Origin of the sequence: Pseudomonas sp. LTGT-11-2Z (assembly GCF_003691445.1) — a bacterium.
GTDB lineage: Bacteria > Pseudomonadota > Gammaproteobacteria > Pseudomonadales > Pseudomonadaceae > Aquipseudomonas > Aquipseudomonas monteilii.
In genome coordinates, this window is record NZ_CP033104.1 from 4,757,613 (window position 1) to 4,784,152 (window position 26,540).

31 protein-coding genes are annotated in these 26,540 nt (G+C 61.6%); 16 read left to right on the top strand and 15 right to left on the bottom strand.

Going from position 1 to position 26,540, the window contains the following annotated elements:
- Nucleotide 1: 1 nt before the first annotated feature.
- From D8767_RS22420 to D8767_RS29495, 3 genes are all read right to left on the bottom strand, one after another.
- On the bottom strand, nt 2-313 hold the full coding sequence (locus tag D8767_RS22420) for a hypothetical protein (RefSeq protein WP_016715560.1): 312 nt from the start codon (nt 311-313) through the stop codon (nt 2-4).
- Nucleotides 310-630: a hypothetical protein gene (locus tag D8767_RS22425; protein ID WP_033724208.1), complete on the bottom strand. Its 321-nt coding sequence runs from the start codon at nt 628-630 to the stop codon at nt 310-312. The genes D8767_RS22420 and D8767_RS22425 overlap by 4 nt, the downstream gene beginning before the upstream one ends.
- A 258-nt stretch (nt 631-888) precedes the next feature.
- On the bottom strand, nt 889-1,206 hold the full coding sequence (locus tag D8767_RS29495) for a Cro/CI family transcriptional regulator (protein ID WP_016715558.1): 318 nt from the start codon (nt 1,204-1,206) through the stop codon (nt 889-891).
- Nucleotides 1,207-1,317: 111 nt separating this feature from the next.
- Here D8767_RS29495 and D8767_RS22435 point away from each other — a divergent pair, with 111 nt between their 5' ends.
- Together D8767_RS22435 and D8767_RS22440 are read left to right on the top strand one after the other, a co-directional pair.
- The gene (locus D8767_RS22435; RefSeq protein WP_015271451.1) at nt 1,318-2,064 is read left to right on the top strand and encodes a LexA family transcriptional regulator; all 747 of its coding nucleotides are present in this window, start codon (nt 1,318-1,320) and stop codon (nt 2,062-2,064) included.
- A gap of 140 nt (nt 2,065-2,204) precedes the next feature.
- The gene (locus tag D8767_RS22440) at nt 2,205-2,594 is read left to right on the top strand and encodes a response regulator transcription factor (protein WP_122048431.1); all 390 of its coding nucleotides are present in this window, start codon (nt 2,205-2,207) and stop codon (nt 2,592-2,594) included.
- Nucleotides 2,595-2,773: 179 nt separating this feature from the next.
- Here the strand turns inward: D8767_RS22440 and D8767_RS22445 are convergent, their stop codons facing one another.
- A complete protein-coding gene (locus D8767_RS22445; RefSeq protein ID WP_122048432.1) occupies nt 2,774-3,073 on the bottom strand; it encodes a hypothetical protein in 300 nt (99 codons plus the stop codon).
- 225 nt (nt 3,074-3,298) lie between these two features.
- Between D8767_RS22445 and D8767_RS22450 the strand changes: the two genes are divergently transcribed.
- From D8767_RS22450 to D8767_RS22500, 12 genes are all read left to right on the top strand, one after another.
- A complete protein-coding gene (locus D8767_RS22450) occupies nt 3,299-3,865 on the top strand; it encodes a hypothetical protein (RefSeq protein ID WP_122048433.1) in 567 nt (188 codons plus the stop codon).
- Nucleotides 3,865-4,344 (top strand): hypothetical protein, encoded by a 480-nt coding sequence (locus D8767_RS22455; protein ID WP_122048434.1) that lies wholly within the window; start codon nt 3,865-3,867, stop codon nt 4,342-4,344. The genes D8767_RS22450 and D8767_RS22455 overlap by 1 nt, the downstream gene beginning before the upstream one ends.
- An 84-nt stretch (nt 4,345-4,428) precedes the next feature.
- Nucleotides 4,429-4,824, top strand: coding sequence for a carbon storage regulator (locus D8767_RS22460; RefSeq protein ID WP_122048435.1), 396 nt, complete (start codon nt 4,429-4,431; stop codon nt 4,822-4,824).
- Entirely contained in the window at nt 4,821-4,964 is a 144-nt protein-coding gene (locus tag D8767_RS28860; protein ID WP_163002513.1) for a hypothetical protein, read from the top strand. Before D8767_RS22460 ends, D8767_RS28860 begins: the two co-directional genes overlap by 4 nt.
- Nucleotides 4,961-5,695, top strand: coding sequence for a hypothetical protein (locus D8767_RS22465; protein ID WP_122048436.1), 735 nt, complete (start codon nt 4,961-4,963; stop codon nt 5,693-5,695). Before D8767_RS28860 ends, D8767_RS22465 begins: the two co-directional genes overlap by 4 nt.
- Nucleotides 5,692-6,222: a hypothetical protein gene (locus D8767_RS22470; RefSeq protein WP_122048437.1), complete on the top strand. Its 531-nt coding sequence runs from the start codon at nt 5,692-5,694 to the stop codon at nt 6,220-6,222. Before D8767_RS22465 ends, D8767_RS22470 begins: the two co-directional genes overlap by 4 nt.
- Nucleotides 6,219-6,929: an ead/Ea22-like family protein gene (locus D8767_RS22475; RefSeq protein ID WP_122048438.1), complete on the top strand. Its 711-nt coding sequence runs from the start codon at nt 6,219-6,221 to the stop codon at nt 6,927-6,929. Before D8767_RS22470 ends, D8767_RS22475 begins: the two co-directional genes overlap by 4 nt.
- A 187-nt stretch (nt 6,930-7,116) precedes the next feature.
- Complete coding sequence (locus D8767_RS22480; protein WP_122048439.1) at nt 7,117-8,307, top strand: site-specific integrase; 1,191 nt, start codon at nt 7,117-7,119, stop codon at nt 8,305-8,307.
- 36 nt (nt 8,308-8,343) lie between these two features.
- Complete coding sequence (locus tag D8767_RS22485) at nt 8,344-10,131, top strand: N-acetylglutaminylglutamine amidotransferase (protein WP_016715548.1); 1,788 nt, start codon at nt 8,344-8,346, stop codon at nt 10,129-10,131.
- A gap of 3 nt (nt 10,132-10,134) precedes the next feature.
- The gene (gene ngg, locus D8767_RS22490) at nt 10,135-11,880 is read left to right on the top strand and encodes an N-acetylglutaminylglutamine synthetase (RefSeq protein WP_016715547.1); all 1,746 of its coding nucleotides are present in this window, start codon (nt 10,135-10,137) and stop codon (nt 11,878-11,880) included.
- Nucleotides 11,881-11,947: 67 nt separating this feature from the next.
- Nucleotides 11,948-13,132, top strand: coding sequence for an osmoprotectant NAGGN system M42 family peptidase (locus D8767_RS22495; protein ID WP_016715546.1), 1,185 nt, complete (start codon nt 11,948-11,950; stop codon nt 13,130-13,132).
- A gap of 81 nt (nt 13,133-13,213) precedes the next feature.
- Nucleotides 13,214-13,441, top strand: a complete 228-nt coding sequence (locus D8767_RS22500) for a YheU family protein (protein WP_004575803.1) — start codon at nt 13,214-13,216, stop codon at nt 13,439-13,441.
- Nucleotides 13,442-13,445: 4 nt separating this feature from the next.
- Here D8767_RS22500 and csrA read toward each other — a convergent pair whose 3' ends face one another.
- Nucleotides 13,446-13,625 (bottom strand): carbon storage regulator CsrA, encoded by a 180-nt coding sequence (gene csrA / locus D8767_RS22505; RefSeq protein WP_016715545.1) that lies wholly within the window; start codon nt 13,623-13,625, stop codon nt 13,446-13,448.
- A 120-nt stretch (nt 13,626-13,745) separates the two neighbouring features.
- Nucleotides 13,746-14,555 carry an SDR family oxidoreductase gene (locus D8767_RS22510; RefSeq protein WP_016715544.1) on the bottom strand — a complete coding sequence of 270 codons (810 nt, stop codon included), beginning with the start codon at nt 14,553-14,555 and terminating at the stop codon, nt 13,746-13,748.
- Between the two features lie 220 nt (nt 14,556-14,775).
- On the opposite strand from D8767_RS22510, the gene D8767_RS22515 reads away from it, so the two are divergent.
- Complete coding sequence (locus tag D8767_RS22515; protein WP_016715543.1) at nt 14,776-14,928, top strand: DUF3309 family protein; 153 nt, start codon at nt 14,776-14,778, stop codon at nt 14,926-14,928.
- Here D8767_RS22515 and D8767_RS22520 read toward each other — a convergent pair.
- The 9 genes from D8767_RS22520 to D8767_RS22560 all read right to left on the bottom strand — a co-directional run bounded on the left by D8767_RS22520 (nt 14,911) and on the right by D8767_RS22560 (nt 24,703).
- Entirely contained in the window at nt 14,911-15,633 is a 723-nt protein-coding gene (locus D8767_RS22520; RefSeq protein ID WP_016715542.1) for a response regulator, read from the bottom strand. The genes D8767_RS22515 and D8767_RS22520 overlap by 18 nt on opposite strands.
- A gap of 45 nt (nt 15,634-15,678) precedes the next feature.
- On the bottom strand, nt 15,679-16,305 hold the full coding sequence (locus D8767_RS22525) for a response regulator transcription factor (RefSeq protein WP_016715541.1): 627 nt from the start codon (nt 16,303-16,305) through the stop codon (nt 15,679-15,681).
- A gap of 23 nt (nt 16,306-16,328) precedes the next feature.
- Entirely contained in the window at nt 16,329-17,525 is a 1,197-nt protein-coding gene (locus D8767_RS28990; RefSeq protein ID WP_169739393.1) for a hypothetical protein, read from the bottom strand.
- A complete protein-coding gene (locus D8767_RS22535; RefSeq protein WP_016715539.1) occupies nt 17,522-18,256 on the bottom strand; it encodes a hypothetical protein in 735 nt (244 codons plus the stop codon). The genes D8767_RS28990 and D8767_RS22535 overlap by 4 nt, the downstream gene beginning before the upstream one ends.
- A gap of 112 nt (nt 18,257-18,368) precedes the next feature.
- Nucleotides 18,369-20,867: a CS1-pili formation C-terminal domain-containing protein gene (locus tag D8767_RS22540; RefSeq protein WP_028698682.1), complete on the bottom strand. Its 2,499-nt coding sequence runs from the start codon at nt 20,865-20,867 to the stop codon at nt 18,369-18,371.
- An 86-nt stretch (nt 20,868-20,953) separates the two neighbouring features.
- On the bottom strand, nt 20,954-21,433 hold the full coding sequence (locus D8767_RS22545) for a CS1 type fimbrial major subunit (RefSeq protein WP_016715537.1): 480 nt from the start codon (nt 21,431-21,433) through the stop codon (nt 20,954-20,956).
- Nucleotides 21,434-21,627: 194 nt separating this feature from the next.
- Nucleotides 21,628-23,292, bottom strand: a complete 1,665-nt coding sequence (locus tag D8767_RS22550; RefSeq protein ID WP_016715536.1) for a cation acetate symporter — start codon at nt 23,290-23,292, stop codon at nt 21,628-21,630.
- Nucleotides 23,289-23,600 (bottom strand): DUF485 domain-containing protein, encoded by a 312-nt coding sequence (locus tag D8767_RS22555; RefSeq protein WP_016715535.1) that lies wholly within the window; start codon nt 23,598-23,600, stop codon nt 23,289-23,291. The genes D8767_RS22550 and D8767_RS22555 overlap by 4 nt, the downstream gene beginning before the upstream one ends.
- A gap of 242 nt (nt 23,601-23,842) precedes the next feature.
- Nucleotides 23,843-24,703: a glycine betaine ABC transporter substrate-binding protein gene (locus D8767_RS22560; RefSeq protein WP_016715534.1), complete on the bottom strand. Its 861-nt coding sequence runs from the start codon at nt 24,701-24,703 to the stop codon at nt 23,843-23,845.
- A gap of 197 nt (nt 24,704-24,900) precedes the next feature.
- Between D8767_RS22560 and D8767_RS22565 the strand changes: the two genes are divergently transcribed.
- Nucleotides 24,901-26,466: a beta-1,6-glucan synthase gene (locus D8767_RS22565; RefSeq protein ID WP_016715533.1), complete on the top strand. Its 1,566-nt coding sequence runs from the start codon at nt 24,901-24,903 to the stop codon at nt 26,464-26,466.
- Nucleotides 26,467-26,540 lie beyond the last annotated feature (74 nt).

Here is a 26,540-nt window from a genome sequence, read left to right on the forward strand (position 1 = left end):
CTCATGAGGGCACCTCTGCGCCACGAACTGGAGATGCAGTGTTTTGTGGCGCGGCGTCCTGGTCGGGCGCCACTCCGGCATGCGCGGCGTAAACCAGCGCCAGCGCTGATTCAGCTGCATAGAACACCAGAGTTGCGAGATGGGTGACCGATGGCTCTTGCATCAACTCGCGCAGACCGTCCACGACCGCCTCTAGTCGGTCAGTGGCGGCGTCGAGTGATTCATGCACGGGAATACCGCCAACCGCCTCGAATACTGCGTGCAAATCCTGGGTATGGAATTCGTGGGCGAGCGTTTGGGGGGAAGCAGTCATGGCTGCACCTCCCACTTTTCCAGTGCAACCTGCGCACTGCGGTTCAGGGTATTTGCGGCATCGGCCAGGAAGGCCAGGGCCCTGAGTTCATTGGTTCGAATCGTTTCGCCCATGTTTGCGGCCAGTTCGAGGCGATGGGCGAGCTGGTGAATGCCTTCGGTGAGCCCTACAGCTAGGCCGATGCCTTCCATCAAGCCAACATGGGCTTTGATCGAGAAGACCGCATCTCCCTCAAGCTCATGCGAGCCAAAATCCATCGGACGCAAAAGTGGTAGTTGCTCCGGTGATGGCGTGGTGGTATTTTCTGGGTGCGCCATAGCGCCGTCTCCTATTCAAAGACGTTACGAAGTAACCACTCCTCCTACAGAGTGGCGTGAGAAACCCGCTTCCTACGGCGGGTTTTTTGTTGCCCGGCGAAAAATCAGCCGGACAACAAAAACTGGGATGGGGCGTGCTGGCTCATGCTGTGTTCCTTTTTATTGGGCAGGCAAAAGCCAACCATTGGAAGTCTCTGAAAAGGCGCTGTTCGGGGCCTTCCTTTTGCACCTCAAATGTGTGTGTTCGGACGATACCCATTAAACGAGGGCCTCAGGAGGGCCAAAATTCTGCCCATGCTGAATACTGGATGGATTTACAGAGGGTTTGCCCGTCTGAACGGCCAAGGCTAGATGGCGTATCGTTTCATCCAAGGTCGGGCCGGAGTCAGCCTTCCGATCATTCCGGGCAGGGAACAAACGAAATTCGACGGCAGCAAAAGAACCGTCATCTTGCTGCGTGACGTAGACCGTACGTCCAATGCGGATAGCCTTACTCAGGGCACCTTGCGTCATTCCCAGTAGGGATGCTGCATGCGGCTGCCCGTGACCCTTAGCGAAATCTTTCAGGGGAACCATGGTCGTGGCCTACCTCCACAAAGTACTTTGCATGGATAGTACCTTTGGCATTTATTTCCTGCAATACCTTTGGCATTTGATAGGCATTACTAACGGGAATATTATGGGACTATGAAAAAGCCCTTACCTTCAGATCGCGCGGAAGAATGCCGGAGACTCAAGGCGATCTTCGACGGCAAAAAAAAAGAGCTGAAGCTCACTCAAGAGAAGCTTGCGCACCGCTTGGGTATTAACCAAAGCTCTGTTAGCCATTATCTGAACGGCGTGAACCCACTAAACGCCTCAGTCGCCGCAGCCTTCGCCAAGATTCTTGGGGTATCCGTGAGGGATTTCAGCCCTCGCCTTGCGGACGTGATTGAGTCCTTTGCGGACTCCTTTAAGGAAACCTGGTCTCGCAGCGCCAAGGTTTTGGATGCTGTTCCTCACGAGCAGTACGTGCTCATCCCTCAGCTTTTGGACGATAACTCCTTTGTCCCTGGGGTAAATGATGAGCATGTGGGGCTTACTGAGGGGATGTTGTTCCGCCGCGGCTGGCTGAGGGACATGGGCCTGCATTACCCCTACCTCAGGATCTTGTACGTTATAGACGACAGCATGGCTCCACATATCGCTCGCGAAGACGTGGTCATGATCGACACATCCAAGAAGATACTTGAGGATGGAAAGATTTTTTTGATCAGGCGCCCCGATGGTAAGACCAGCATCCGCAGAGTCTTCCAAATGATTTCCGGCGGCTGGGCGCTGAGGTGTGACAATCTGGATAAGCAGAGGTATCCAGATGAGACGCTTAGCAGTGAGGCTGCCGATGGGCTTCCTGTCGTAGGCCAGATAGCCTGGCGTGGAGGAAGCTCCAGATGACTAGGTCAATAGGGCCAGACCGAAACCGCTCTCGAGCGGTTTTTTTGCGCATCGCCAAAAAAATATTACCAAAAGCATTTACACAATAAATTGCCTTTGGTATTTTTTTCTCCATCGACTCATCGCATGGAGCAACCTGTATGACCACTCAAACCATCACCGCCAGCGGCTGGACCGGTTTTCTCGGCATGGGGCTTGCGCCGCGCGAGCTTGAGGCGACTCTGCATGCAGCAAGCGATCTGACCCAAAAAGAAATTGCACGCCTGATGGGCATAAGCCCTAAGACAGTTGAGAAGCGCATTGAAGACGCCCGCCTCAAGCTCGGCGCCAGGACCATGCGTGGCCTGGTGATCGAAGCGTTCAGGCGCCAGATCATCGCCCCTTCTGTCATGGCCATGATCGCCCTGCTGACCACCCATGCAGTGATTGGCGACGACCAGATGCTTCGGGTTCGTCGTAGTGGCGGCGAGAAGAGGATCGAAACCAGGCTCGCAGGGCGTCGGATCGAACAACAGGTTGCGCTGGCGTAGCAGCGGCGAGCGCCTTCGTGAGGGCGCTGTCCGGTGCGAAGGCATCATGAGGCTTGGCGCGGCAGCGTTCGGCTAGGCATGGCGTTGGTCAGGCCGGGTTCGGCAAGGGCTGTTTACAGCGGTCTGCCCTTCTGCGGAAGTTCAGATCAGTGCAAATAGCATCACGCGGTAGGGCATGGCTAGCCATGGTGCGGTTCGGCTGGGCATGGCGTGGCAAGGGCTGTAATCAGCGGCCTGCGCTTCTTCGGGAGCGTAGGCCGGTGGCGATAGCTACCACGGGCATGGCCCGGTTCGGCCAGGTTAGGCACGGCGAGGTTCGGTCCGGCATGGCTTGCCAGGGCAAGGGCTGCAACGTAGCGGTCTGCACCTTCATTGAGGGTGCTTTCCGGTACCGAGTACCACGAGGCAGTGCGAGGCGAGGCTTGGCGCGGTCGGGCAGAGCGCGGCAGGGGCTGCTGGTCAGCGTAATGGTCATTCATTGAGTGGCCATTGCGGTGCGAAAGCACTTGGGGTGAGGTCGGGTAAGGCATGGCGAGCCACGGCCGGGCATGGCTAGGGCGGTAATCCGCAGCGAAGTCACTGGCGCTTAATCCAGTGACAACTTCAAAGCAACTTCACCGAGGTTGTTTTAAAGTTCCAACACGCAAAGCACCGTGCATCGCATCTGGCGAAAAGGCACACGCAGCTATCTATTGGAGATATACATGCAAACTCTGAAAGTTAAAATCGTAGGCACCCGTCCGCTTCTCGTTCACGCCGACGTTTTCGCTGACCCATTGAACAAATTGACCAAAGCGCATAAGCAACTGACTTCTAAGCGCAAAAAGTCTGATGAAGATCATGAACTTATCGCCCGCAGCGAGTGGCGTGGTGGACTTTACTTTGATGAATCCATCGGCCCCTTCTTGCCCGGCATCAACATCGAATCCGCACTTGTCGCTGGCGGTAAACTCTCGAAGATGGGTACCCAGCTCAAGCGCTCTGTCGAAATCATGGACACCCGCTGCCCGATCATCTACGAAGGCCCGCGAACTGTCGAAGGCCTGTGGGACGAGCAGTTTTACGATGCGAGAAGCGTGAAGGTCGGCACCGCTCGGATCACGCGATATCGCCCCCTCTTCCGCTCCTGGGCCGTGGTCTGTGAGATTGCCTACGATCAGGAATCCATCGACCGTGACCAGGTGCTGAAGTGCCTGGAAGACGCCGGCCAGTACTGTGGCGTCGGTGACTACCGCCCGAAGTTCGGCCGGTTCGCCGTGGAGGTGCTGTGATGGCTGTCGTGCCGCTCAAGCCGAATAGCTGGAGCCTGGACAAGGCCATCGAGCAATTCCTTGCTGACAAATTCGAGGACGGGCAGCTCATCAGTCACGCCTGGCTGGAGTGGGCGTTGAACTTGCCGAAGCCCAGCACCGCGAAAGAGATGGTCAATTGCCAATTTGTAATTCTGGATCGTGTCGAGCAGTTCAAAGAGGCACTGCTGACTCAGCATCAAATCTACATCGTCAGCGTGCGCGGCAAGGGTTATCGGATTGTTCCGCCAAGCGATCAAGCATTCATTGCGGTGGATAATGCGATGCAGGGGGTTCGCCGTGAGTTCAGCAAATGCGAGAAGGTCATGAAACATACTCGCCTCGGTGAGCTTGATGCTGATCAGATTAAGCGGCACACCGACGCACAAGTGAAAGTTTCAGCAATCGCCGGAATGGTCGGAAAAAGTAAGCGCGAAGTGTTCAGCCTTTTCAAGGCATAGCTTCCGCCAAGTAACACCACAACTTCACTCGAAAGCCAAGTTATTCGGCGGGTACTCGCTCGTCTTAAATAAGGAGATTCACCGATGCTCATGTTAAGTCGAAACATCGGCAAAGCCGTCATCATCGGCGGCAACATCCGGGTCAGCGTGGCCCAGGTTAACGGCTGCCAGGTTCGCCTGGGGATTGAGGCCCCGCGCGGGGTGATCGTTGACCGCGAAGAGATCCACGCCCGCCGCGTGGCTGAAGGTGCCGTCGAGGAAGCGCCAGCGTTCAGCATCGACGAGCACGTCAAGCTGGTGGCTGATGCCCGCCGGTACCGGTGGCTGCGTGACCGCGAGCGTATCGAAGATCCCGACGAAGACCTGCTGGTGGTGCGCGGCGACAGCTGGCTCTCTGCTGGAGAGCTGGATCAGGAGATCGACACCGCCCTGCGCCTGGAAGCCTTGCAACAACAGGTGTTGCTGGAGCAGCAGTCATGAGCCAGGCCGGCCTGCTCTTGCTGCTGTGGGATGCCCTGCAGCAGCGCGAAACAACCTTTGGCCAAATCGCTGACCTGTCTGCCGCGTGCGGCCTGGACGGGCGCCGGGTGCTGGCCGACCACTTCCGGAGGCTGCCATGAAAAAGCGTCGAACAATCAACCACGCCGCCCTCCCTGCCGTTGGGCAGCCCTTGGCTGGCGGCTTCTTCGCCGGCCGGATCTTCTTCGGCGGCGCCGAGCACGCGGTGATCGATGCAGGCCGGGAGTTCGAAGTAGCCGCCCACTGGTGGCAGGAAGAAGGCCCGCGCCCGCGTATACGTGGCGCCACATCGCGCTTCGACGGGATGGCCAACACCCAGGCCATGGCAGCCGAGGGCAGCGCCATCGCCCGCAAGGTGCTGGGCATGAACATCCGGGGCACCTGGGGCTGGCACATCCCGTCGATCGAGGAGCTGCAGGTGCTGCGCTGCAATCTCTTACAGCTTCCAGAATGGGGTCACGACGGATCGTACACAGTCAGGGGCGCGGCCCAGGCGTTTGGCCTTAGCGAGTACTGGACCAGCAGTCAGAAGTCGAACGCAGCAACTGCCTGGTGCCTTCACATGCTGCCCTGGTGCGTGCCCGATACGAACTGGGTGAGCAAGTGCAAGGGCATTCGCCCGGTGCGCACCCTGCTGATCAGTCAGGAGGCTTTCGTGCACGCGCCGTCCACCGACGCGACCATACCCGACGCCGATTTGCGCGGCCTGGCCAACCAGCAAGCGGTGGCCACCGTGCTCGAGCGGTTCGTGAACGAGGACACCGGGAAGTTCTACGGGCGCACTGAGGCGCTGGTGGCTGAGCTGGCAGAATTGGCAGGAGGTCGGGCATGAGCATTGTGCTGCGCGAACACAAACTGAACCAGCGCCAGCTGGACGCCATCACGCCGACAATGAACGACCTGATCCAAGGCCGGGTCAGCCAGAGGACTTTCGAGCAGGCTTGCGTCGACGCCTTGGAAAGGGCCGGCTGTCCACTTGGCTACGACACCACCATGCCGGGCGCTGACAAGACCGTCGAGCAGCGTGCCGCTGCGTGGGAGCGTGACGGCGAGGTAGGCATGTCGTCGCGAGCTATTCACGACCACATGCTGGGACTGACGCCGAAGAACGGCTACTTCGACTATCCGCTCGATCCAGACGACCTGAATCGCTGCATCAAGCTCCTTGAATTGATCCCTGAGTGGAAGCCCCGTATGGGTGAGATGGTCTGCCACGGGAAGGATTGGGCAGGACTGGCCAGCCACTGGGAGGAAATCAGCCAGTGCTTCCTTGATGAGGTCGGCCTGGACTGGTGCAAGGGTAGCCGCGCACCGAAAACGTACGCGCTGATGAAGCAGGCTATGGGAGAGCGGGCATGACCATCGATAAAGCAAAGCTGAAGGCGCTAGCCCAACGCGCCACACCTGGCCAGTGGGTCACGGAAGGCGAATACATCAATGAGCACGGCCACCTCCTGTACGCCTACGTGGCGCATGAGAACAGCGGGATGATCGCGGAGGCCTTCGCCAACTGCCGGGTTAAAACGGATGAAGAGTGCCGCGCCAATGCGGCTTTCATCGCTGGCGCCAATCCGGCCAATGTCCTCGCCCTGCTGGCCGAGTTTGAAGCGCTGCATGACCGGGCTGCCTACTGGCGCCAGCGGGCCAAGAGCGCCGAGGGCCACCTATACACGTCTGACTTCCAGGCGGCATGCGATGCGCTGCATCTGGATAGCAACTATGCCGACACCCCAGCGGAGCAGCTCACCGAGGTTCAGAAGGCGCGGATCAGCTCAGCAGTTAACACGGTGTTGCGGGCGGTGAATGCGCGGCGAGATCTGCGCCGACCAGTCGACTTAATCGCCTACCGCGATGAGCTAGCCGGCAAGGTGATCTGCGACTTGAACCTGTTCGAAGACCTGCGGGACAGCGCGGCAGAGGAAGCCGAGCAGCACCGCCAGTACATGGCCAATTATCGCCCCCAGCGCCAGCAGACGCTGGACGAAATCGTGAAACGCTGCGATGCACTTATCGCTGCCGTGACAGATCAGCGTGACAACCACAACCTGACGCGCCAGGAGGAATAGCGATGGCAGCAGCAGAGAATCTGCCCGAAGACCATGTGCACGACAAGGTCACCGAAAAACGGATGGGCGAGTTGGTGGGGTGTACAGCGAAGGCGCTTCAACGCAAGCGCGAGAAAGGCATCATCCCCAACTGGGTGTGGATGAAGATCAACGGCAGGATCATGTACAGCAAAAGGAGATATGACGAATGGATCGAAAGCCTATGGACCTGCCGGCCGGAGTCGAGCTTGTCGGGCGCTCAATCCGAATTCGCTTCACCTGGAACAAGAAGCGGTGCTGCGAGACGCTCCCCTTCCCTCAAACCGCGAAAGGGATCGCAGCAGCAGCGGCTCTACGTGCTCAAGTAAAGGGCCTGGACAGGCTCGGCGCTCTGACGGCAGAGAAGTACGCCGAGCTGTTTCCCAATACGCGCAGCGTGGTGGTGCAGGAGCAAACTACCCCGATCTTCTTTGATTACGCGCAGGACTGGCTCAACAGCTTGCAAATCGTGGAGGGTACTCGGAAGAACTATCGCTCTGCCCTGCAGGTGTATTGGGTTCCGTACCTGGCCGAGAAGCCGATCGATACCATCACGTCAGTGCTCCTGCGCAAGATAATGAACGACATCAAGTGGACTTCCCCGGTACGCCGCAAGGGCGTGGTCGGCCTGCTGGTGTCGATCTTCCAGCAGGCAGTGACAGACGAGTTGATCGTTCGAAACCCGGCCCTGTCTATCCCGGGCGCCAAAGTGCCGAAGCGTGAGGTCGACCCTTTCACCAAAGAGGAAGCGGATTCGATCATTGCCCATCTGTACGAAACGACGAGCGGTTTGACGGCGATTTACGCGGCGTATTTCGAATTCTGTTTCTACACCGGTATGCGGCCTGGCGAGGTGATGGCTCTGCGCTGGAGCGAGATCGACAGGCGTGGAAAGACTGCCAACGTGTGCCGCATTCAGATCCGTGGAGTGATCCAGGATCGCACCAAAACGAAGCGCGGACGGAAAGTTTTATTGAACGATCGCGCCCTGCATGCGCTCGAAAAAGCCAGGCCGCTCACCGAGGCGCGTTCAGATTACGTGTTCGCACCCAGTGGGACGGGTGACCGCTCGGAGATGTACATACGCTCCGAGACGAGTCAAAAACGTTACTGGCTGGCAGCTCTGCGGAAGCTTGGTATCAGGCGCCGCAGGATGTACGACACGCGCCACACATACGCGACCATGTGCCTGATGGCCGGCATGAACCCGGCATTCATCGCCGCGCAACTCGGGCATAGCGTACAGGTGCTGCTTTCGACATACGCGAAGTGGATCAACTCGCCGAATGACTGGGCTGAGCTTGATAAGCTGAAATCGCTGGAAAGTGGTACAAAAATGGTACGAGCTAAAAGCCAGTAACGCCAAGAGTGCCGAAACTCAAAGGGTTTACGTTACATGTGCGGATTAGCAGGAGAGTTACGTTTCACCCCCCTCGACCAAGCCCCTCGCCCAGCCGACCTGGCTGCGGTAGAGCGCATTACCCATCACCTGGCCCCACGAGGCCCGGATGCCTGGGGCTTCCATAGCCAGGGCCCGATCGCCCTGGGCCACCGGCGCCTGAAAATCATGGACTTGTCCGACGGTTCGGCGCAGCCGATGGTCGACAACCCCCTGGGCCTGTCACTGGCCTTCAACGGTGCCATCTACAACTTCCCTGAACTGCGCCAGGAGCTACAGGACCTGGGCTATACCTTCTGGTCCGACGGCGATACCGAGGTGCTGCTGAAGGGTTACCACGCCTGGGGCGCGGCGTTGCTGCCCAAGCTTAACGGCATGTTCGCGCTGGCCATCTGGGAGCGCGACAACCAGCGCCTGTTCCTGGCCCGCGACCGCCTGGGCGTCAAACCTCTGTACCTGTCACGCAACGGCGAGCGCCTGCGTTTCGCCTCGACCCTTCCGGCCCTGCTCAAGGGAGGCGACATCGACCCGGTGCTCGACCCGGTGGCGCTCAACCATTACCTGAACTTCCACGCCGTGGTACCGGCACCGCGCACTTTGCTGGCCAATGTGCAGAAGCTGGAGCCCGGCACTTGGATGCGTATCGACTGCCATGGCGAAGTGGAACGACAGACCTGGTGGCAGCTGAAATACGGCGCCAACCCGGACGAGCGCGAGCTGGACCTGGAAGGCTGGACCACCCGCGTGCTCGACGCCACACGCGACGCTGTGGCCATCCGTCAGCGTGCTGCAGTGGACGTGGGTGTACTGCTGTCCGGCGGGGTCGACTCCAGCCTGCTGGTCGGCCTGCTACGCGAAGTGGGCGTGGACGACCTGTCGACGTTCTCCATCGGCTTTGAAGACGCTGGCGGCGAACGTGGCGATGAGTTCCAGTATTCCGACCTGATCGCCAAACACTACGGCACACGCCACCACCAGCTGCGCATTGCCGAACACGAGATCATCGACCAACTGCCGGCCGCGTTCCGTGCCATGAGCGAGCCGATGGTCAGCCACGACTGCATCGCCTTCTACCTGCTGTCACGGGAAGTGGCCAAGCATTGCAAGGGCGTGCAAAGCGGCCAGGGCGCGGACGAGCTGTTCGCCGGCTACCACTGGTACCCGCAGGTGGACGGCGCCGAGGATGCCTATGCCGCCTATCGCGACGCGTTCTTCGACCGCAGCCACGCCGAGTACCGCGACACCGTGCAGGCGCCCTGGCTACTGGAAACCGACGCTGCCGGCGACTTCGTACGCGAACACTTCGCCCGCCCCGGTGCCCGGGATGCAGTGGACAAGGCGCTGCGCCTGGACAGCACGGTGATGCTGGTGGACGACCCGGTCAAGCGCGTGGACAACATGACCATGGCCTGGGGCCTGGAGGCACGCACACCGTTCCTCGACTACCGCCTGGTGGAACTGTCGGCGCGCATTCCGGCGCGCTTCAAATTGCCCGACGGCGGCAAGCAGGTGCTCAAGCAGGCAGCGCGACGGGTGATCCCGCATGAGGTGATCGACCGCAAGAAGGGCTACTTCCCGGTACCGGGCCTGAAGCACCTGGAAGGCGCCACCCTGGGTTGGGTGCGCGAGCTGCTGACCGACCCCAGCCAGGACCGAGGGCTGTTCAACCCGGCCATGCTCGACCGCCTGCTCAGCAACCCGCATGGCCAGCTTACCCCGCTGCGCGGCTCCAAACTGTGGCAACTGGCGGCGCTTAACCTGTGGCTGAGCGAACAAGGAATCTGACCGATGAAAGCCCATGAAATCGCTTACGGTCAGCGCCTGCTGCGCGGCCAGGCGCCGTCCTACGAGCGCCTGCAGGCACGCCTGGCTGGCGACGGCAGCCAGCCCCACGACCAGCCACGTGCCGTGCATTGTGGCTGGGGCCGACTGCTGATCGGCCACACCTACCCCAACCCGGTCAGCCTGGCGAATGACCTGCTGGACGAACGCCCCGGCGAACGCGATATCGCCCTGTACGTGGCCGCGCCACAGCAGTTGCTGGCCCAGGCGCCGCAGCAGCTGTTTCTCGACCCGTCCGACACCTTACGCCTGTGGTTCACCGACTACCGTCCGGCGCAGCGGGTGTTCCGCGGCTTTCGCGTACGCAGGGCACAGAACCCGGCCGACTGGCAGGCCATCAACACCCTGTATCAAGCACGCGGCATGTTGCCGGTGGACGCCGCGCTGCTCACCCCCCGGCACCTGGGCGGCCCGGTGTTCTGGCTAGCCGAAGACGAAGACAACGGCGCGGTGATCGGTAGCGTCATGGGCCTGAACCACGCCAAGGCCTTCGACGACCCGGAGCACGGCAGCAGCCTGTGGTGCCTGGCAGTGGACCCGCAATGCACCCGCCCCGGCGTGGGTGAAGTGCTGGTGCGCCACCTGATCGAGCACTTCATGAGCCGGGGCTTGGCCTACCTCGACCTGTCAGTGCTGCACGACAACCGCCAGGCCAAGCGCCTGTACCAGAAACTGGGGTTTCGCAACCTGCCCACCTTCGCGGTCAAGCGCAAGAACGGCATCAATCAGCAGCTGTTTTTGGGCCCGGGCCCTGAAGCCGAGCTGAACCCCTACGCCCGCATCATCGTTGACGAGGCCCTGCGCCGGGGTATCGACGTGCAGGTAGACGACGCCGCTGGCGGCCTGTTCACCCTGAGCCTGGGCGGGCGGCGCATTCGCTGCCGCGAATCGCTCAGTGACCTGACCAGCGCCGTGACCATGACCCTGTGCCAGGACAAACGCCTGACCCGGCACGCACTGCACAACGCCGGGCTGCAGGTGCCGGCGCAGCAGCTGGCGGGCAATGCCGACGACAACCTGGCGTTTCTCGACGAGCATGGCGCAGTGGTGGTCAAGCCGGTGGATGGTGAGCAAGGCCAGGGCGTGGCGGTAAACCTGACCTGCATCGACGACATCACCCGCGCCGTGGCGCACGCCCGTCAATTTGACAGCCGCGTGCTGCTGGAGAGCTTTCATGCCGGGTTCGACCTGCGCATCGTGGTGATCGGCTACGAAGTGGTGGCCGCTGCCATCCGCCACCCGGCTCAGGTACTGGGCGATGGCAGGCATAGCATCCGCCAGTTGATCGATGCCCAGAGCCGCCGTCGCCAGGCGGCGACCTTTGGTGAAAGCCGCATTCCGCTGGACGATGAAACCGAGCGCACGTTACGGGCGGCAGGCCTTGGCTATGACGACGTATTGCCCGCCGACCAGCGCCTGGCTGTGCGGCGCACCGCCAACCTGCACACCGGCGGCACCCTGGAAGACGTGACCGAACGCCTGCACCCGGTACTGGCCGACGCTGCCGTGCGCGCTGCGCGGGCACTGGAGATACCGGTGGTGGGGCTGGACTTCATGGTGCGCGATGCCGGGCAGCCGGAGTACGTGATCATCGAGGCCAACGAGCGTGCCGGGTTGGCCAACCATGAACCGCAGCCCACGGCCGAGCGATTCATCGACTTGCTGTTTCCGCATAGCCGGCCTTTGGCGTAACTGCTGATGGCCTCTTCGCAGGCAAGCCCGCGAAGAGGCCAGCACAGGATTAAAGGAGTCCCCGACCATGTCCGACCGACATCCCGAACCCGATCTCGACTACCTCAAACGCGTGCTGCTGGAGATGCTCGCCATCCCCAGCCCCACCGGCTTCACCGACACCATCGTTCGCTACGTGGCCGAACGCCTGGACGAGCTGGGCATCCCCTTCGAGCTGACCCGGCGCGGTACCATCCGCGCCACCCTCAAAGGCCGGCAAACCTCCCCCGACCGTGCCGTATCCGCCCACCTGGACACCATCGGTGCCAGCGTGCGCCAGCTGCAGGACAATGGCCGCCTGGCCCTGGCACCGGTGGGTTGCTGGTCCAGCCGCTTCGCCGAAGGCAGCCGCGTCAGCGTATTCACCGATACTGGCGTATACCGTGGCAGCGTGCTGCCGCTGATGGCCAGCGGGCATGCCTTCAACACCGCCATCGACCAGATGCCGGTCAGCTGGGACCATGTGGAAGTGCGCCTAGATGCCTATTGCGCCACCCGTGCCGATTGCGAGGCGCTGGGCGTGAGCATTGGTGACTTCGTGGCCTTCGACCCCTTGCCCGAGTTCACCGAGAGCGGTCACATCAGCGCCCGCCACCTGGACGACAAGGCCGGCGTAGCCGCGCTGCTGGCGGCACTGAAGGCCGTGGTTGAAAGCGGTCAGCAACCACTGATCGACTGCCACCCACTGTTCACCATCACCGAAGAAACCGGCTCGGGAGCGGCGGGCGCCCTGCCCTGGGATGTCAGCGAGTTCGTCGGCATCGACATTGCCCCGGTAGCGCCCGGCCAAGCGTCCAGCGAACATGCGGTGAGCGTGGCCATGCAGGATTCGTCGGGGCCTTACGACTACCACTTGTCCCGGCACCTGCTGAAACTGGCCGGCGACCATGACCTGCCGGTGCGGCGCGACCTCTTCCGCTATTACTTCAGCGACGCACATTCGGCGGTGACCGCGGGGCACGATATTCGTACGGCGCTGGTGGCATTCGGTTGTGATGCCACCCATGGCTATGAGCGTACCCATATCGACAGCCTGGCGGCACTCAGCCGGTTGTTGTCGGCTTACCTGTTGAGCCCACCGGTGTTCGCCAGCGATTCGCAGCCAGCCAATGCTTCGCTCGAGCGCTTCAGCCACCAGTTGGAGCATGATGCGCAAATGGAGAGCGACACGCGGGTGCCGGCGGTGGACAGCCTGGTTGGCAATAAAGGCTGAGGGGCCTGGGGCCGCAAAGCGGCCCCAAAATAACGAATGTTTCGCGTAGCATGCCCACACCTACTTCAGACAACACCTACCATGCTGATCCCCTACGACCAACTGCAAGCCGAAACCCTGACCCGCCTGATCGAAGACTTCGTCACCCGCGACGGCACCGACAATGGCGACGATACCCCACTGGAAACCCGTGTGCTGCGGGTACGCCAGGCATTGGCCAAGGGGCAGGCGTTCATCCTGTTCGACCTTGAGAGCCAACAGTGCCAGTTGCTGGCCAAGCATGACGTGCCCCGTGAGCTACTGGAATAGCGGGTCAGGCCTTGCCCTGCTTCGCCGCTTTGATGCGCTTGTACACCTCGGCCCGATGCACCGGCACCTCACGCGGGGCATCGACGCCAAAGCGCACGACCCCATCCCGGGTATCTACCACCATTATCCGAATGTCATCGCCGATCACGATGATCTCGCCGACTTCGCGCCCAATTACCAGCATGTTCCGTTCCTCCAGCGAAAGGGAAAAACGGAGCCTGACGCGTAAGTATTCGGCTACTCAATAGCTCCACCGCTATTCAGAAGAACCCTACATCTCGGGGTAACTTCTCCTACAGTAGATTCATCGAGGCAGCGCTTTTACCCGCATTTTTACGGCCATTTCGGCCATCTCGTCATACAGCCGCTCCGGGGCCTGACGCTTCAATTGCCAGGCCTGTCGCCCTGCCTCGTGAGGCAGGATGAGGAAGTCGCCAGCAGCGACTTGCTGGTAGATGTACTCGGCAATGTCCGCCGCGCTGATCGGCGAGCTTTCCAGCAACTTGCCAACCTGCGCTTTCATCGCCGGGTTCGGGCCACGGAACGAGTCCAGCAGATTGGTCTGGAAGAACGAGGGGCACACCACATGCACCGCCACCTCCAGCTGGCGCAGTTCCACCAGCAGGCTTTCAGACAGGGCCAGCACGCCGGCCTTGGCCACGTTGTAGTTGCTCATGCCTGGGCCCTGCATCAACGCAGCCATGGAGGCGACGTTGATGATGCGGCCCTTGCTGCGCTCCAGCAGCGGCAAAAAGGCCTTGCAGCCCTTGACCACGCCCATCAGGTTGACCGCGATCTGCCAGTCCCAGTCTTCCAGCGACAGTTCGGCAAAGAACCCGCCCGAGGCAACACCGGCATTGTTGACGATCACGTCGATACCGCCGAACTGCTCGGTGCAGGCCTGGGCCAGGGCTGTCAGCTGGCTATAGTCACGCACGTCACAGCGCTGAACGAAGCCATCGCCGCCAGCGGCGCGGACCAGCGCAAGTGTTTCGCGCAGGCTGGCCTCATTGACATCGGCCAGCGCCAGGCGCCAGCCCTCACGCGCCCAGCGCAGGGCGATCTCGCGGCCGAGGCCGGACCCGGCGCCGGTGATCATGATGCGTTTTTGCATGGTGGCTGGCCTTGTTCCAAGTGGTTGTGCAGCGAGTCTAATCAAGACCAGGCGGACAGGCAGGGTTCATCAGGGTAGTGAATGGGTGGGCATGACTGCATGGTCAGTTACACCTGCCTGGCTGCACACAAATGGAATCTTTCCCTCGCGGCGCCGGTCTTTACTTACAAGAGGCCAGCCGTCAGAGGCCCTTGACCCTCAACCATGCAAGGATTCCGTCATGACCACGATTCTCATCATCATCCTGATCCTTCTGCTGATTGGTGGCTTACCGGTCTTCCCACACTCGCGCAGCTGGGGCTACGGCCCTTCGGGCATCGTGGGCGTGATACTGGTGATTCTGCTGGTGCTCCTGTTACTCGGCATGATTTGACCGCAGGGCGTGTGAGGCCAGTTGGCGATCGAGGTACAGCATCGCTTGGCGAAGTGCCTCCACGTCCCTTTTCAGGTCGACGGGTGCGAGCGTCTTGTCGCTACATTGGCGTTCCAGGCGCTCGCATTGGTAAACCACTTCCCTGGCGCGGGCGATGCGCGCAGCCCCTTTGATGCGATGGGCGAGTTGGCCCAAGGCCTCAACGTTCTCCTGTAACTTGCTCAGTTGCTGAAAGTCTTGAACGTTGCTGGTGCGCAACGCTTCCAGTAACGCGTGCAGTGCTGCCTTGTCGTAACCCACAAGGCGCTGCACATGTTCAATGTCGAGCACTGCAGGGCTGATCGGGGCCAACGTTTGCACCAGGCGCTTCAGGCTCAGCGGCTTCAGCAGGCAGTCATCCATCCCGGCTGCGCGGCAACGCGCCCGAACTGCGGGTGTAACCGTAGCCGTCATGCCGATAACCCGGCACTGTGGCCGGCCACTTCGCCGCTCGTGCTCACGGATGGCGCGCGCCAGGGCATACCCGTCAAGCCGAGGCATGCCGCAGTCGGTGATCACCCCATCAAAATGACCACCGAGCCACAGGCGTAGCGCCTGTGCGCCGTCCTCGGCCAGTTGAACCTGATGCCCGATATGATCGAGCTGTTGTGACAGCAACAAGCGGTTGATCAACGCATCATCTACCACCAGTACACGCAACGACATGGATCAACGCCAACGACATGGCTTCAGGGTCACGCAAATGCACGTTCAGATCAGTTGGTTACGGCGTGCGAAATCCGCCAGGTCAATGACCGAAGTGAGCCTGAGCTTTTCCAGCAGGCGCGTTTTGTAGGTGCTGATGGTCTTGTTGCTCAACAGCATGGCTTCACCGATAGCCTTGTTGCCATAGCCACGGGCCAGGTACAGCAGCACCGTCAATTCGCGGTCGGTGAGGCTGGCGATGCACTGGGCCTCACTGGCGCGCAGGTCCTGCCTGCACACGGAGCTCATGGCCACTTCGGGGTAATAAGTGAAGCCCGACAACACGGCAGCGACGGCCTTGCCCAGTTCGTCCAGGTCATCGGTCTTGGCCACATAACCTGCGGCACCGGCCTGCAGGCAACGCAGCGAGTACGCCTCGGCCAGTTGCGAGGTCAGCACCACGACCTTGCACGAAAGGCCGCAGGCCTTGATACGGGCGATCACTTCCAACCCGTCCAGGCCTGGCATCGCGATGTCGAGGATCACCAGGTCCGGCACCAGCTCGCGCACCAGGCGCACGGCGTCTATGCCGTTGTCTGCCTGGCCGACCACCTGCACACGCTGCTGGCGCAGCAGCATGCAGACGGTGGCACGGATGAAGGGGTGGTCATCGACCACCAGGGCTGTGTGCATGGTGCCTCTCTCGTTGGTGATGCCTACAGTTCAGCATCGAATACGACGGTTACCTGTCCGGTGTAGGTACTGCCGGGATGCCTCAGCATGTTTTGCACCTGGCTACGTTCAACGTCGAAATGCAACTGGCCGCGACGGTTGAGGGTCGGTGTCACAGCGTCGAACTGCAGCGCCGCCTGAGCGCCGCTTGGCAGGGCAAGGCGTTCAACCTGCCCCCCCGCGTGCTGGATACCCCCTGGGAGCGTGAGTGCGACCAGTACCGGCACCTGGTCGTTGTGCTCGTTGCGAATCCCGCACTCGGGACCCACATCGTACTGGCAGAGCTTGTAAACCTTGAACGGGCCTGTCGACCAGGCCCTGAATGGCAGGTCGCGATTGAGCCGCTGCGGTGGCTTGCCGCCGGCCAACCAAGCTTGCCAGCCCCCTGGCGGTTCAAGCACCGCGCGCTCGGAGCCAGGCGGGAACTCGAAGAGGAAGGCGTGCTGCACGTCGAGCACAAAATTTACGGTCAGGCTGCTGCCACTCAGGGCAGTGACATCGTTGCCAAAGTCAAAGTCCCCCCTTGGGCCGATGCTGTAGGTCAGGCTGCCGCGATAAGTGCCACTGGGCATGCGAAAAGGGGGTGTGGTGGTCATTTCATAGGCGACGCTGGTCTCCAGCACCGAGGCGACTTCCACTCGTCCTTCCGGGGCTGTGCGACTATAACTCCAGCAAGGCGAAGGCGCAGTCGGCTGCTCGACGTCCCAAAGATAGCTGACTTTGGCAGGCCGCATTTGGGAAACGTACCCACGCTCACGACACCCCCCACTGAGTATCCGATTATAAAGCGGGTGATCATAAATAGAGCCGCTGGTCTGCACGTGTTGACTAAGCGCAGTCCACTCGAACGTAAGGCGACGCGACTCTCCCGTGATGTCGTGATAGACATCAACCTCGCGCCTGGCCGGCAAACTGACATAGAAATGATCGCGTGGATCAACAGCGCCCTTGGTGGTCTTCTTGTCATAGGTGATGGGTAATGTCACCGTAGTACGGTTTCTGCAGGCATTGCCCCAACTGCTGCACAGCCCGCCTGGCGGGGTGGTGTTGTCGAAGCGCCCCGTACCCCCGCCCAGATACTGCGCCGTGATCGTCACGTCGAGTGCCATGACGACAGGCGTGACAAACCACAGTGCGCCCCCCAGCCAGGTACGCGCCAGTCGGTTCATCAACACCTTCATCGCTCCATTACCATGGCCGTGCGCTGGTCACCTTCGTGCAGCTCGAACTGGTGGATACGCGCGACATCCCCCTCGAACTGGCGGCTACGGCCCGGCAGCAAGTGATGCTTGGTGGCCGGCTCGCACGCCTCCTGCGGCGCGCGGCACTGACGGAAATGGTCAAGCACCACGGTGGCATTGCCCTCGTTGGCCACGGTCAACAACCCGCCCTCCCGCCGGACCGGCGTGTGGTAGTGCGCCTGCGCAGGCCTGACGAACAGCAGCGAACCAAAACCGGCCAGCAAATTCACCCCCGCCCTGAGGCTGTCGCGGTACTGTTGTGCCTGCTGCTCGTCCACAGCAAACCCGTCACCCAGCTCAGGCAGCACGGGCATGAAGCGCAGGCGGAAATAGCGCTCCTCGGCCCGCGAGCCGCGATACAGCAGGCGCACCGCATGCATGCCCTTGGCCGGCACGATCAGCCGGGCGGGGCTAGCGACCAGGCCGCGTTGCTCCAGCGGCAGGCCTTCGGTGTCGATCTCCCGCGCTACACCAGCTTCGTCATACACCAGCTCGACGACACTGACCTTGACGAACGCCGTGCTGTCGCCGCCATTGCGCACCTTCTTGAGCAGGGTACTTTTGTTGCCGTCAAGGTAGTCGTACAAGCCACCTATATTCAGCTCGGGGGCGGCCGCTGCAGCCAGCGGCATGGCCAACAGTGCGATGGCCAGTATCTGGGGCACTCTCATTGCAAAGCTCCCTGGGTCCATTGGGTTAGGTTATTGCTCAGCGCAGCTAGCGGCCACGACGAAAGCAGTAGGACGTTTCTGAAAACGCCTTCGGAAAAGCGGCTGCCGGTATTCATTGGGCTGGCTCCCCCGCCATGCCCACCGACGTCGCGTACTCAGGCAAGCAACGCTGATCGCCGGCCAACAGCACGTCGCCTTCACGAGGCAAAGTGGCCAGGTCCAGGCGCAGCAGGCACAGCGCCTGGCCGCGCAGGCGAACATCCAGAGTGGGTGTGGTGTGGCTCATTTCCACGGCGAAAAAGCCATCGGCCTCGCTGACACTGCGGCTGGCGTGGTTGACCACCTGCGCGCCACGCAGGGGCTGCCCTTGGGCATCGAGCAAACGCCCCAGTACGGTCACCGTGCGCAACACACGCAGCTGGCGGTATTCGATGCCCCCACGGTTAAGGTGATAATCCATGCTCGACGGCTGGATCACCGCCGCCGTGGTATCGCCATCGTCGAGATCGAATTGCACATGCCCGGCCTTGTAAGGCGTCACCGGGATGATGTTGCGCCCAGGGTGCAATTTGGCGCCCAGTGCATCGTCGGCACGCAACTTCAGGCCGTCAATGTCGCTGTCTACATCAACGATCAGTGCTGCCTGGTGAGGCAGGTACTGGCCACTGACGGCAGCTTTGCCGGCACCGATGGCCACCAGGCTCTCCAGGTTAAGGCCACCGCTGAAGTCACCGTTGTACGAGGAACGCTGCACATAGGCATCGCCATGCAGCACTTGGCTCTCGAACTGCGTATCGCCCCCCAGCCCGGCGCCATAGCGATCGGCGCTGAGGGTGGCGCCAACGCTGCGCAGAGGCCCAAGTTCGACGTCCTGCTGATAGCCAAGCGACGTGTTGAGATCACGGCCGCCATCGCGTGATGTGCGGCTGCCTACACTGGCCGAGACACGCCGCCCACTGCCACCCAGGCTCATGCTCAAACTCAGGTTGACGCCACGGCTGCGGGCATCGCCGGTGGCGCTGTTGCCGGGGCGGTCGAACAGTGAAAGGCGCCAGTTGGCGTCGGAGCCGAGCAGATGGCCGAAGTAGGACCAGCCCAGGTCGACACCGGTACCGGCGTCACCGCCACTGCTGTGGGACAGGCGCACGCTGGCGGTGTTACGTGGGTCCAGCCGGTGGCTAAGTGACAAGGACGATTGCGTCTGGCGCGTCTGAAACGGCTGTGTGGGCTGACCGTCGCGTCGGTCCCACTCGGGCCGGACCAGCCAGCTGCGGCTATGGCTGGCGACCAGCGAACCACTCGCATAGGCGTGGATCAGTTGCAGGTCGTAGCCGTTGCCATGGCCTTGGGCCTGGAACAGATTGCCATACACTTTGAAGCGGTCGCGCACGTCCCAGTCCAGCGAAGTTCCGTACTGCATGGCATCGTCGATACGCTGGGCAGACAACCCAACGACTGCGCGTGGGTGCAGCAGGTAATTGGCCAGCACACCGGCGGCCAGGGTGTCGTCTTTGTCATGCTGCCAGTTGCTGAACTGGCTGGTCTGCTGGCCGAGGTACAGGTTATAGCGCCAAGGGGCATCGGTGCTGCGCCAGTTGCCTGGCTTGTAGATGAACGCCTGGCTGCGCGAGCTTTCCTGGCCATCTTCAACCAGGCGGACCTCGACTTCGTAAATGCCGCCCGGCAGCACCTTGGTGTCGAGTGTCTGCAAACCGGGCTGCACGGGCTGGCTGTTGATCAGCACGCCGTTTCGATAGATTTCGGCGATTGCCGGGCGGTTGGGGGTGACATAGATCGGCGTGGCACTGGGCGCGGCGCCGTCAATCAGCAAGCTGTCGCTGCTGCCGAACATCACCCCCACGGTGGTGTCGGGGCTGGCTCCCATCAGCCTGGGCTGGCGGGTCAACCCTTGAGCGCCAGGGGTGAAATACCCCAAGCGGTAAAAATGGTCCTCTACCAGGCGCTCACCATACAGCTGGTCGACCCGGTAGCGGGTGCCCTGCCGGTTGTCACTGCCACGGTCGAGTTGGCCTTCGGCCAAGGCGGTCCATTGCCCGACACTGCCCTGCCCTTGCAAGGCATAGCGGCCACTGGTGGCCTGGCCGTCATTGAGCAGGTTGAGCTGGTTGCGCAACAGCAGGCCATGGCTGCCCTGCTCTGGCAGGCGGTGATAGCGCTCAGCGGTGCCGGACACTTCGGCCTGGTCGGTCAGCAAAGACAACTGCGAATTGACCAGGCTGTAATGCACGGCACGCAAGCCGTCAGGGCAGTCTCCCCGGCAATCCCCCAGGTATCGAGGATTGGCCAGCCGCTCCCGCCAGCGGCGGCGCAGGCTTTCGGGCTCGCGGCTTTCGAGGGTGTCGGTGAATTCAAGTAGCTGCACACGCTGATCGCGGTCGAGGACTACCATAGCGTCGCCCAAGTAGCGGCCATCCAAGTCGACCCGAACGGCCAATGGCACGTCGAAGAAATGCGCCTCGAATTCCTTCGGCAATCCTTCGGCCGCACCCAAGGTAGCACTCACTGCTGGTCCTGTTACGGACCATAGAGCAAGGATGGCAGCCAGCGTCAGCCGGCAGCGTGTGGCAGCGATGAAAGAGTGATCGGTCATGGGCATCGCTTGCAGGCAAGACCTGCCCGCCCCTCGCTAGAAGCGAAGACCGGTGCAGGAAACGGTGATGAACGCTGGGGGTGGAATCAAGGCGCAGCGGTTTCGAAGATCATGCTCACCAAGCCCTGGTAGTTGCCTGGCTCATACCCGGTCGAGGGGGCCGCCTGGGCCGCGACGTTGAAACCGACGGTGGCGCCCGAGGCCGCTTGCGCAGCGCTGACGACCTCAGCTGGCGTTGTCTTCAGGACGGTATCGCCCACTGTCACGTCCAGGCCGATGTTGTGGGTACCGCTGGCGATCACTGCCGGCGATACCAGGTAGGCAGTGATCGGGCCGACGGTGCTCTTGACCTGCAGTTCCTTACGGATCGGGTCGAGTTTTTGCTGATAGGAGTTCCAGGCCATTTCTTGCGGATCGTTCATCCAGTTGCCGCCGACTGGCTCGACGAAGAAGGCATCGGTCGGCACCTGCGCGACGATTTGCACTTGCTTCTCGATAGGGTCAACGGCAAAGGCAGCACCGGCAAACAGCAGGGTCAGGGGCAGGGCAAGCAGCGAACGTTTCACGGGGGGTTATCTCCTTGGCAAAGTAATGCCTACCGGACCTTTCCGGTGAGCAAGGAGATTGTTCAACTTTGCAGCTCGCCGCTAACTAGGACAGTTCCGAACGGGCCTCGGAAATTTCCCAACGGCTTGAAAGACGATCAGCCAGAAACGACAACGCCCCGACTGGCGGGGCGTTGTGTATCAGCGTTCAAGCGTTAGTGAGACACCGCCCCACTGGCACCCAGGCCCGTTTGCGAACGCACGAACTGCGGGTAGAACAGCGCACGCTCATCGTCAGCAGCCTTGGACTTGTCAGTAACCGAGAAGAACCAGATACTGACGAAGGCAATGGCCATCGAGAACAGCGCCGGGTACTCGTACGGGTAGATGGCTTTCTCGTGGCCGAGGATCTGCACCCAGATGGTCGGGCCGAGGATCATCAGCGTCACCGCACTTACCAGGCCCAGCCAGCCACCAATCATCGCGCCGCGGGTGGTCAGCTTTTTCCAGTACATCGAAAGCAGCAGCACCGGGAAGTTGCAGCTGGCCGCGATGGAGAACGCCAGGCCCACCATGAAGGCGATGTTCTGCTTCTCGAACAGGATACCCAGGCCGATCGCCAGCACGCCCAGGGCGACGGTGGTGATCTTCGATACGCGGATCTCGTCCTTGTCGTTGGCCTTGCCCTTGCGCCATACGCTGGCGTACAGGTCGTGGGACACCGCCGAGGCACCGGCCAGGGTCAGGCCGGCAACCACCGCAAGGATGGTGGCGAAGGCGACCGCCGAAATGAAGCCCAGGAACACGCTGCCACCCACGGCATTGGCCAGGTGCACCGCCGCCATGTTGTTACCACCCAGCAGGGCGCCAGCGGCGTCCTTGAAGTCCGGGTTGGTGCTGACCAGCAGGATGGCGCCAAAGCCGATGATGAAGGTGAGGATGTAGAAGTAGCCGATGAAGCCAGTGGCGTACAGCACGCTCTTGCGCGCTTCCTTGGCGTCACTGACGGTGAAGAAGCGCATCAGGATGTGCGGCAGGCCTGCGGTACCGAACATCAGCGCCAGGCCCAGCGAGAACGCCGAGATCGGGTCTTTGACCAGGCCACCCGGGCTCATGATCGCTTCGCCCTTGGCGTGTACCTTAATGGCTTCGGAGAACAGGGTGTTGAAGTCGAAGCCCACGTGCTTCATTACCATCAGCGCCATGAAGCTGGCACCGGACAGCAGCAACACGGCCTTGATGATCTGTACCCAGGTGGTGGCCAGCATGCCGCCGAACAGCACGTACAGGCACATCAGGATACCCACCAGGATCACCGCCACATGGTAGTCCAGACCGAACAGCAGCTCGATCAGCTTGCCGGCACCGACCATCTGGGCGATCAGGTAGAACGCCACCACCACCAGCGAACCGGACGCCGACAGGGTGCGGATTTCCTTCTGCCCGAGGCGGTACGAGGCCACGTCGGCGAAGGTGTACTTGCCCAGGTTGCGCAGGCGTTCGGCAATCAGGAAGAGGATGATCGGCCAGCCGACCAGGAAGCCGATGGAGTAGATCAGGCCATCGTAGCCAGAGGTGAACACCAGCGCGGAAATACCCAGGAACGAGGCGGCCGACATGTAGTCGCCGGCAATTGCCAGGCCGTTCTGGAAGCCAGTGATCTTGCCGCCGGCAGCGTAGTAGTCCGACGCTGACTTGTTGCGCTTAGAGGCCCAGTAGGTGATGCCGAGGGTGAAGGCGACGAAGGCCACGAACATGGCGATGGCGGAAACGTTCAGCGGTTGTTTCTGCACCTCGCCGGTCAGGGCATCGGCAGCCCACACGGCGGGTGCGAAGGCTCCGCAGGCCAGTACGGCCAGGGTTTTGGCGTGGCGAATCATTGTTGCGCCTCCTTCAGGATGGCCTTGTTCAGCTCATCGAATTCGCCGTTGGCGCGGCGTACGTAGATGGCGGTCAGGACGAATGCCGAAACGATCAGGCCGACGCCCAGAGGAATGCCCCAGGTAATCGACGACTCAGGGCTGAGCTTGGCGCCCAGTACTTGAGGACCGTAGGCAATCAGGAGGATGAAGGCGCAGTACAGGCCGAGCATGATCGCCGAGAGAATCCAGGCGAACCGTTCGCGTTTGGTGACCAGCTCCTTGAAACGGGGGCTGTTTTGTATCGAGAGGTAAATGCTGTCGTTCATTGTTTTTGTCCTAGCAGCACAGGTAGGGGATGAAACCCACGCCCTTACTTTATGCGGCTGTTGGACGGCAACCAGACGACCTTAGTCTTAGATGCAACGGTGTTTTACCGGATTTGAAACAAAGAGCTGAATGGGTGAGGGCTGAAAGGTGCTTGCCGTTGCTCTTTCAGCGCCTGCAAGATCGAGCGCCGCGCGGGCGGCGCTCGATCTCACAGGCGCTGAAAGTACAACGCCAAGCGCATTTACTTGCCAGTCCACTCCTTCACGCGATCAGGGTGCTTGGCCACCCAATCCTTGGCCGCTGCTTCAGGCTTGGCCCCTTCCTGAATCGCCAGCATCACCTCGCCAATCTCGTCTTTGGACTGCCAGTTGAACTTCTTCAGGAACTCCGCAACTTCCGGCGCCTTGGTCGCCAGTTCCTTGCTGCCGATGCTGTTCACGGTTTCCGCCGCGCCATACACGCCTTTCGGGTCTTCGAGGAACTTCAGCTTCCACTTGGCGAACATCCAGTGCGGTACCCAGCCAGTGACCGCAATCGACTGCTGCTTGGCATAGGCACGGCCCAGCTCTGCGGTCATGGCCGCACCGGAGCTTGCCTGCAGCTTGTAGCCAGTCAGGTCGTAGTCCTTAATGGCCTGGTCGGTCTTGAGCATTACGCCGGAGCCGGCGTCGATGCCGACAATCTTCTGCTTGAAGCTGCTGTCGGTCTTGAGGTCGGCAATGCTCACCGCCTTGACGTACTCGGGCACGATCAGGCCGATCTTGGCATCCTTGAAGTTGGGGCCGTAGTCGACCACGTTGTCCTTGTTTTTGGTCCAGTACTCGCCATGGGTGACGGGCAACCAGGCCGACAACATGGCATCGAGCTTGCCGGTTGCCACACCCTGCCACATGATGCCCGTGGCCACGGCCTGCAACTTCACGTCGTAGCCGAGCTTCTGCTTGATCACTTCTGCAGCCACGTTGGTGGTGGCCACGCTGTCGGCCCACCCATCCACGTAACCGATGCTTACTTCTTTAGCCATTGCCTGTGCAGCGCTCATGGCCATTACCAGGGCGGTGCCCACACCCAGGAAACGTCGCATTCTTTTCATAGCAGCCATCAAAGCATCCCCTCGTCAGGTCTAGGAGATTGCATCATCTGCCTGCAACACAGGGCGACCTGATCCAGCTGCGACCTGTAGCCGCCTCATATGCGACAGCACTGTGCCATTAGCGCCATCGGCTTACGCCGGCCTGCGCGATCCTTGCATGCCAAAGCTTTGGCGCCGGGCTACTATCTACCCTTTTGCCCCTGACGATGGACCGCCCGATGCCCAGCTCTGCCCGCCTGCTGTTGCCGTTGTACCTGCTTGCCTGCCTGTTGGCCCTGCTGGGGCTTGCAGGGCTCTGGTACGGGCTTGGCAAGCCGGCGCACCTGCCGGATGCGGCCAGCCCGACGCACAAGTTGCAGTGCGCGTCCTACACGCCGTTCGACAAGGACCAGTCGCCCTATGACCAGCCGTTTCGCCTGCGCCCGGCGCGGATGGACGCCGACCTTGCGTTGCTGGCTGAGCGATTCCAGTGCATCCGTACCTATTCCATGACCGGTCTTGAGGCAATCCCCGCGCTGGCGCGCAAGCATGGCCTGAAAGTGATGCTGGGTGCCTGGGTTAACGCCCACCCGGCCGATACCGACAGGGAAATCGACCTGCTGATTGCCACCGCCAACGCCAACCCGGATGTGGTCAGCGCGGTGATCGTCGGCAACGAAACCTTGCTGCGCAAAGAGGTGACCGGCGCACACCTGGCCACGCTGATCGCCCGTGTGAAGAGCCAGGTGAAGGTGCCGGTGACCTACGCGGATGTATGGGAATTCTGGCTGCAGCACCCGCAGGTAGCGCCGCAGGTGGACTTCTTGACTATCCACCTCTTGCCCTACTGGGAAGACGACCCTCGCGGTATCGACGAAGCCTTGGCCCATGTGGCCGATGTGCGCAGGGTGTTCGGCACGCGCTTCGCCCCCAAAGACATCCTGATTGGCGAAACCGGCTGGCCCAGCGAAGGGCGCCAGCGGGAGACCGCAGTGCCCAGCCGGGTCAACGAGGCGCGTTTCATTCGCGGCTTTGTGGCCATGGCTGAGAGCAACGGCTGGCGCTACAACCTGATCGAAGCATTCGACCAACCCTGGAAGCGCGCCAACGAGGGGGCCGTCGGCGGTTACTGGGGGCTTTACGATGCAGACCGGCAGGACAAGGGCGTGCTGGAGGGGCCGGTGAGCAACCTGCATTACTGGCCGCAGTGGTTGCTGGCCAGTGCATTGTTGATGCTGGCCATGCTGTTACTTGCCGGGCGCCCCGCAACGGTTCAGGCAGCCTTGCTGCTGCCATTGCTGGCGGCGTTTGGCGCCGGATGCCTGGGATTGTGGGGTGAGCTGATGCGCACCCATGCGCGCTTTGCCTGGGAGTGGGTATGGGCGGTGGCGCTGGCCGGGCTGAACCTGCTGGTGCTGGCCCACGCGCTGTTGGCCTTGGCCCAGCGGGCCGGCTGGCGCGAGCGGTTGTTCGCCTGGCTACAGGCACGGGCAGGCTGGCTGTTGCTGGCGGCGGGCTTCGCCGCAGCGGTGAGCATGCTGGCGATGGTGTTCGACCCGCGCTACCGCAGCTTCCCCAGTGCGGCGCTGGCGTTGCCAGCGCTGGTCTATGTGCTGTGGCCGGTACGGGCACGGCGTGCCGAGGTGGCGTTGCTGGCGTTCATTGTCGGGGCCGGCGTGGCGCCACAGTTGTTTGTGGAAGGCTGGGAAAACCAGCAGGCTTGGGGTTGGGCGGTGGTGAGCGTGCTAATGACCGCGGCTTTGTGGCGCAGCTTGCGGCTGCGTCCGGCTTGATTGTTGAGGTGGCGCGCAGATCGAGCGCCGCCCACGCGGCGCTCGATTTCCGCCCCACCGCAGTACCCAAGGCA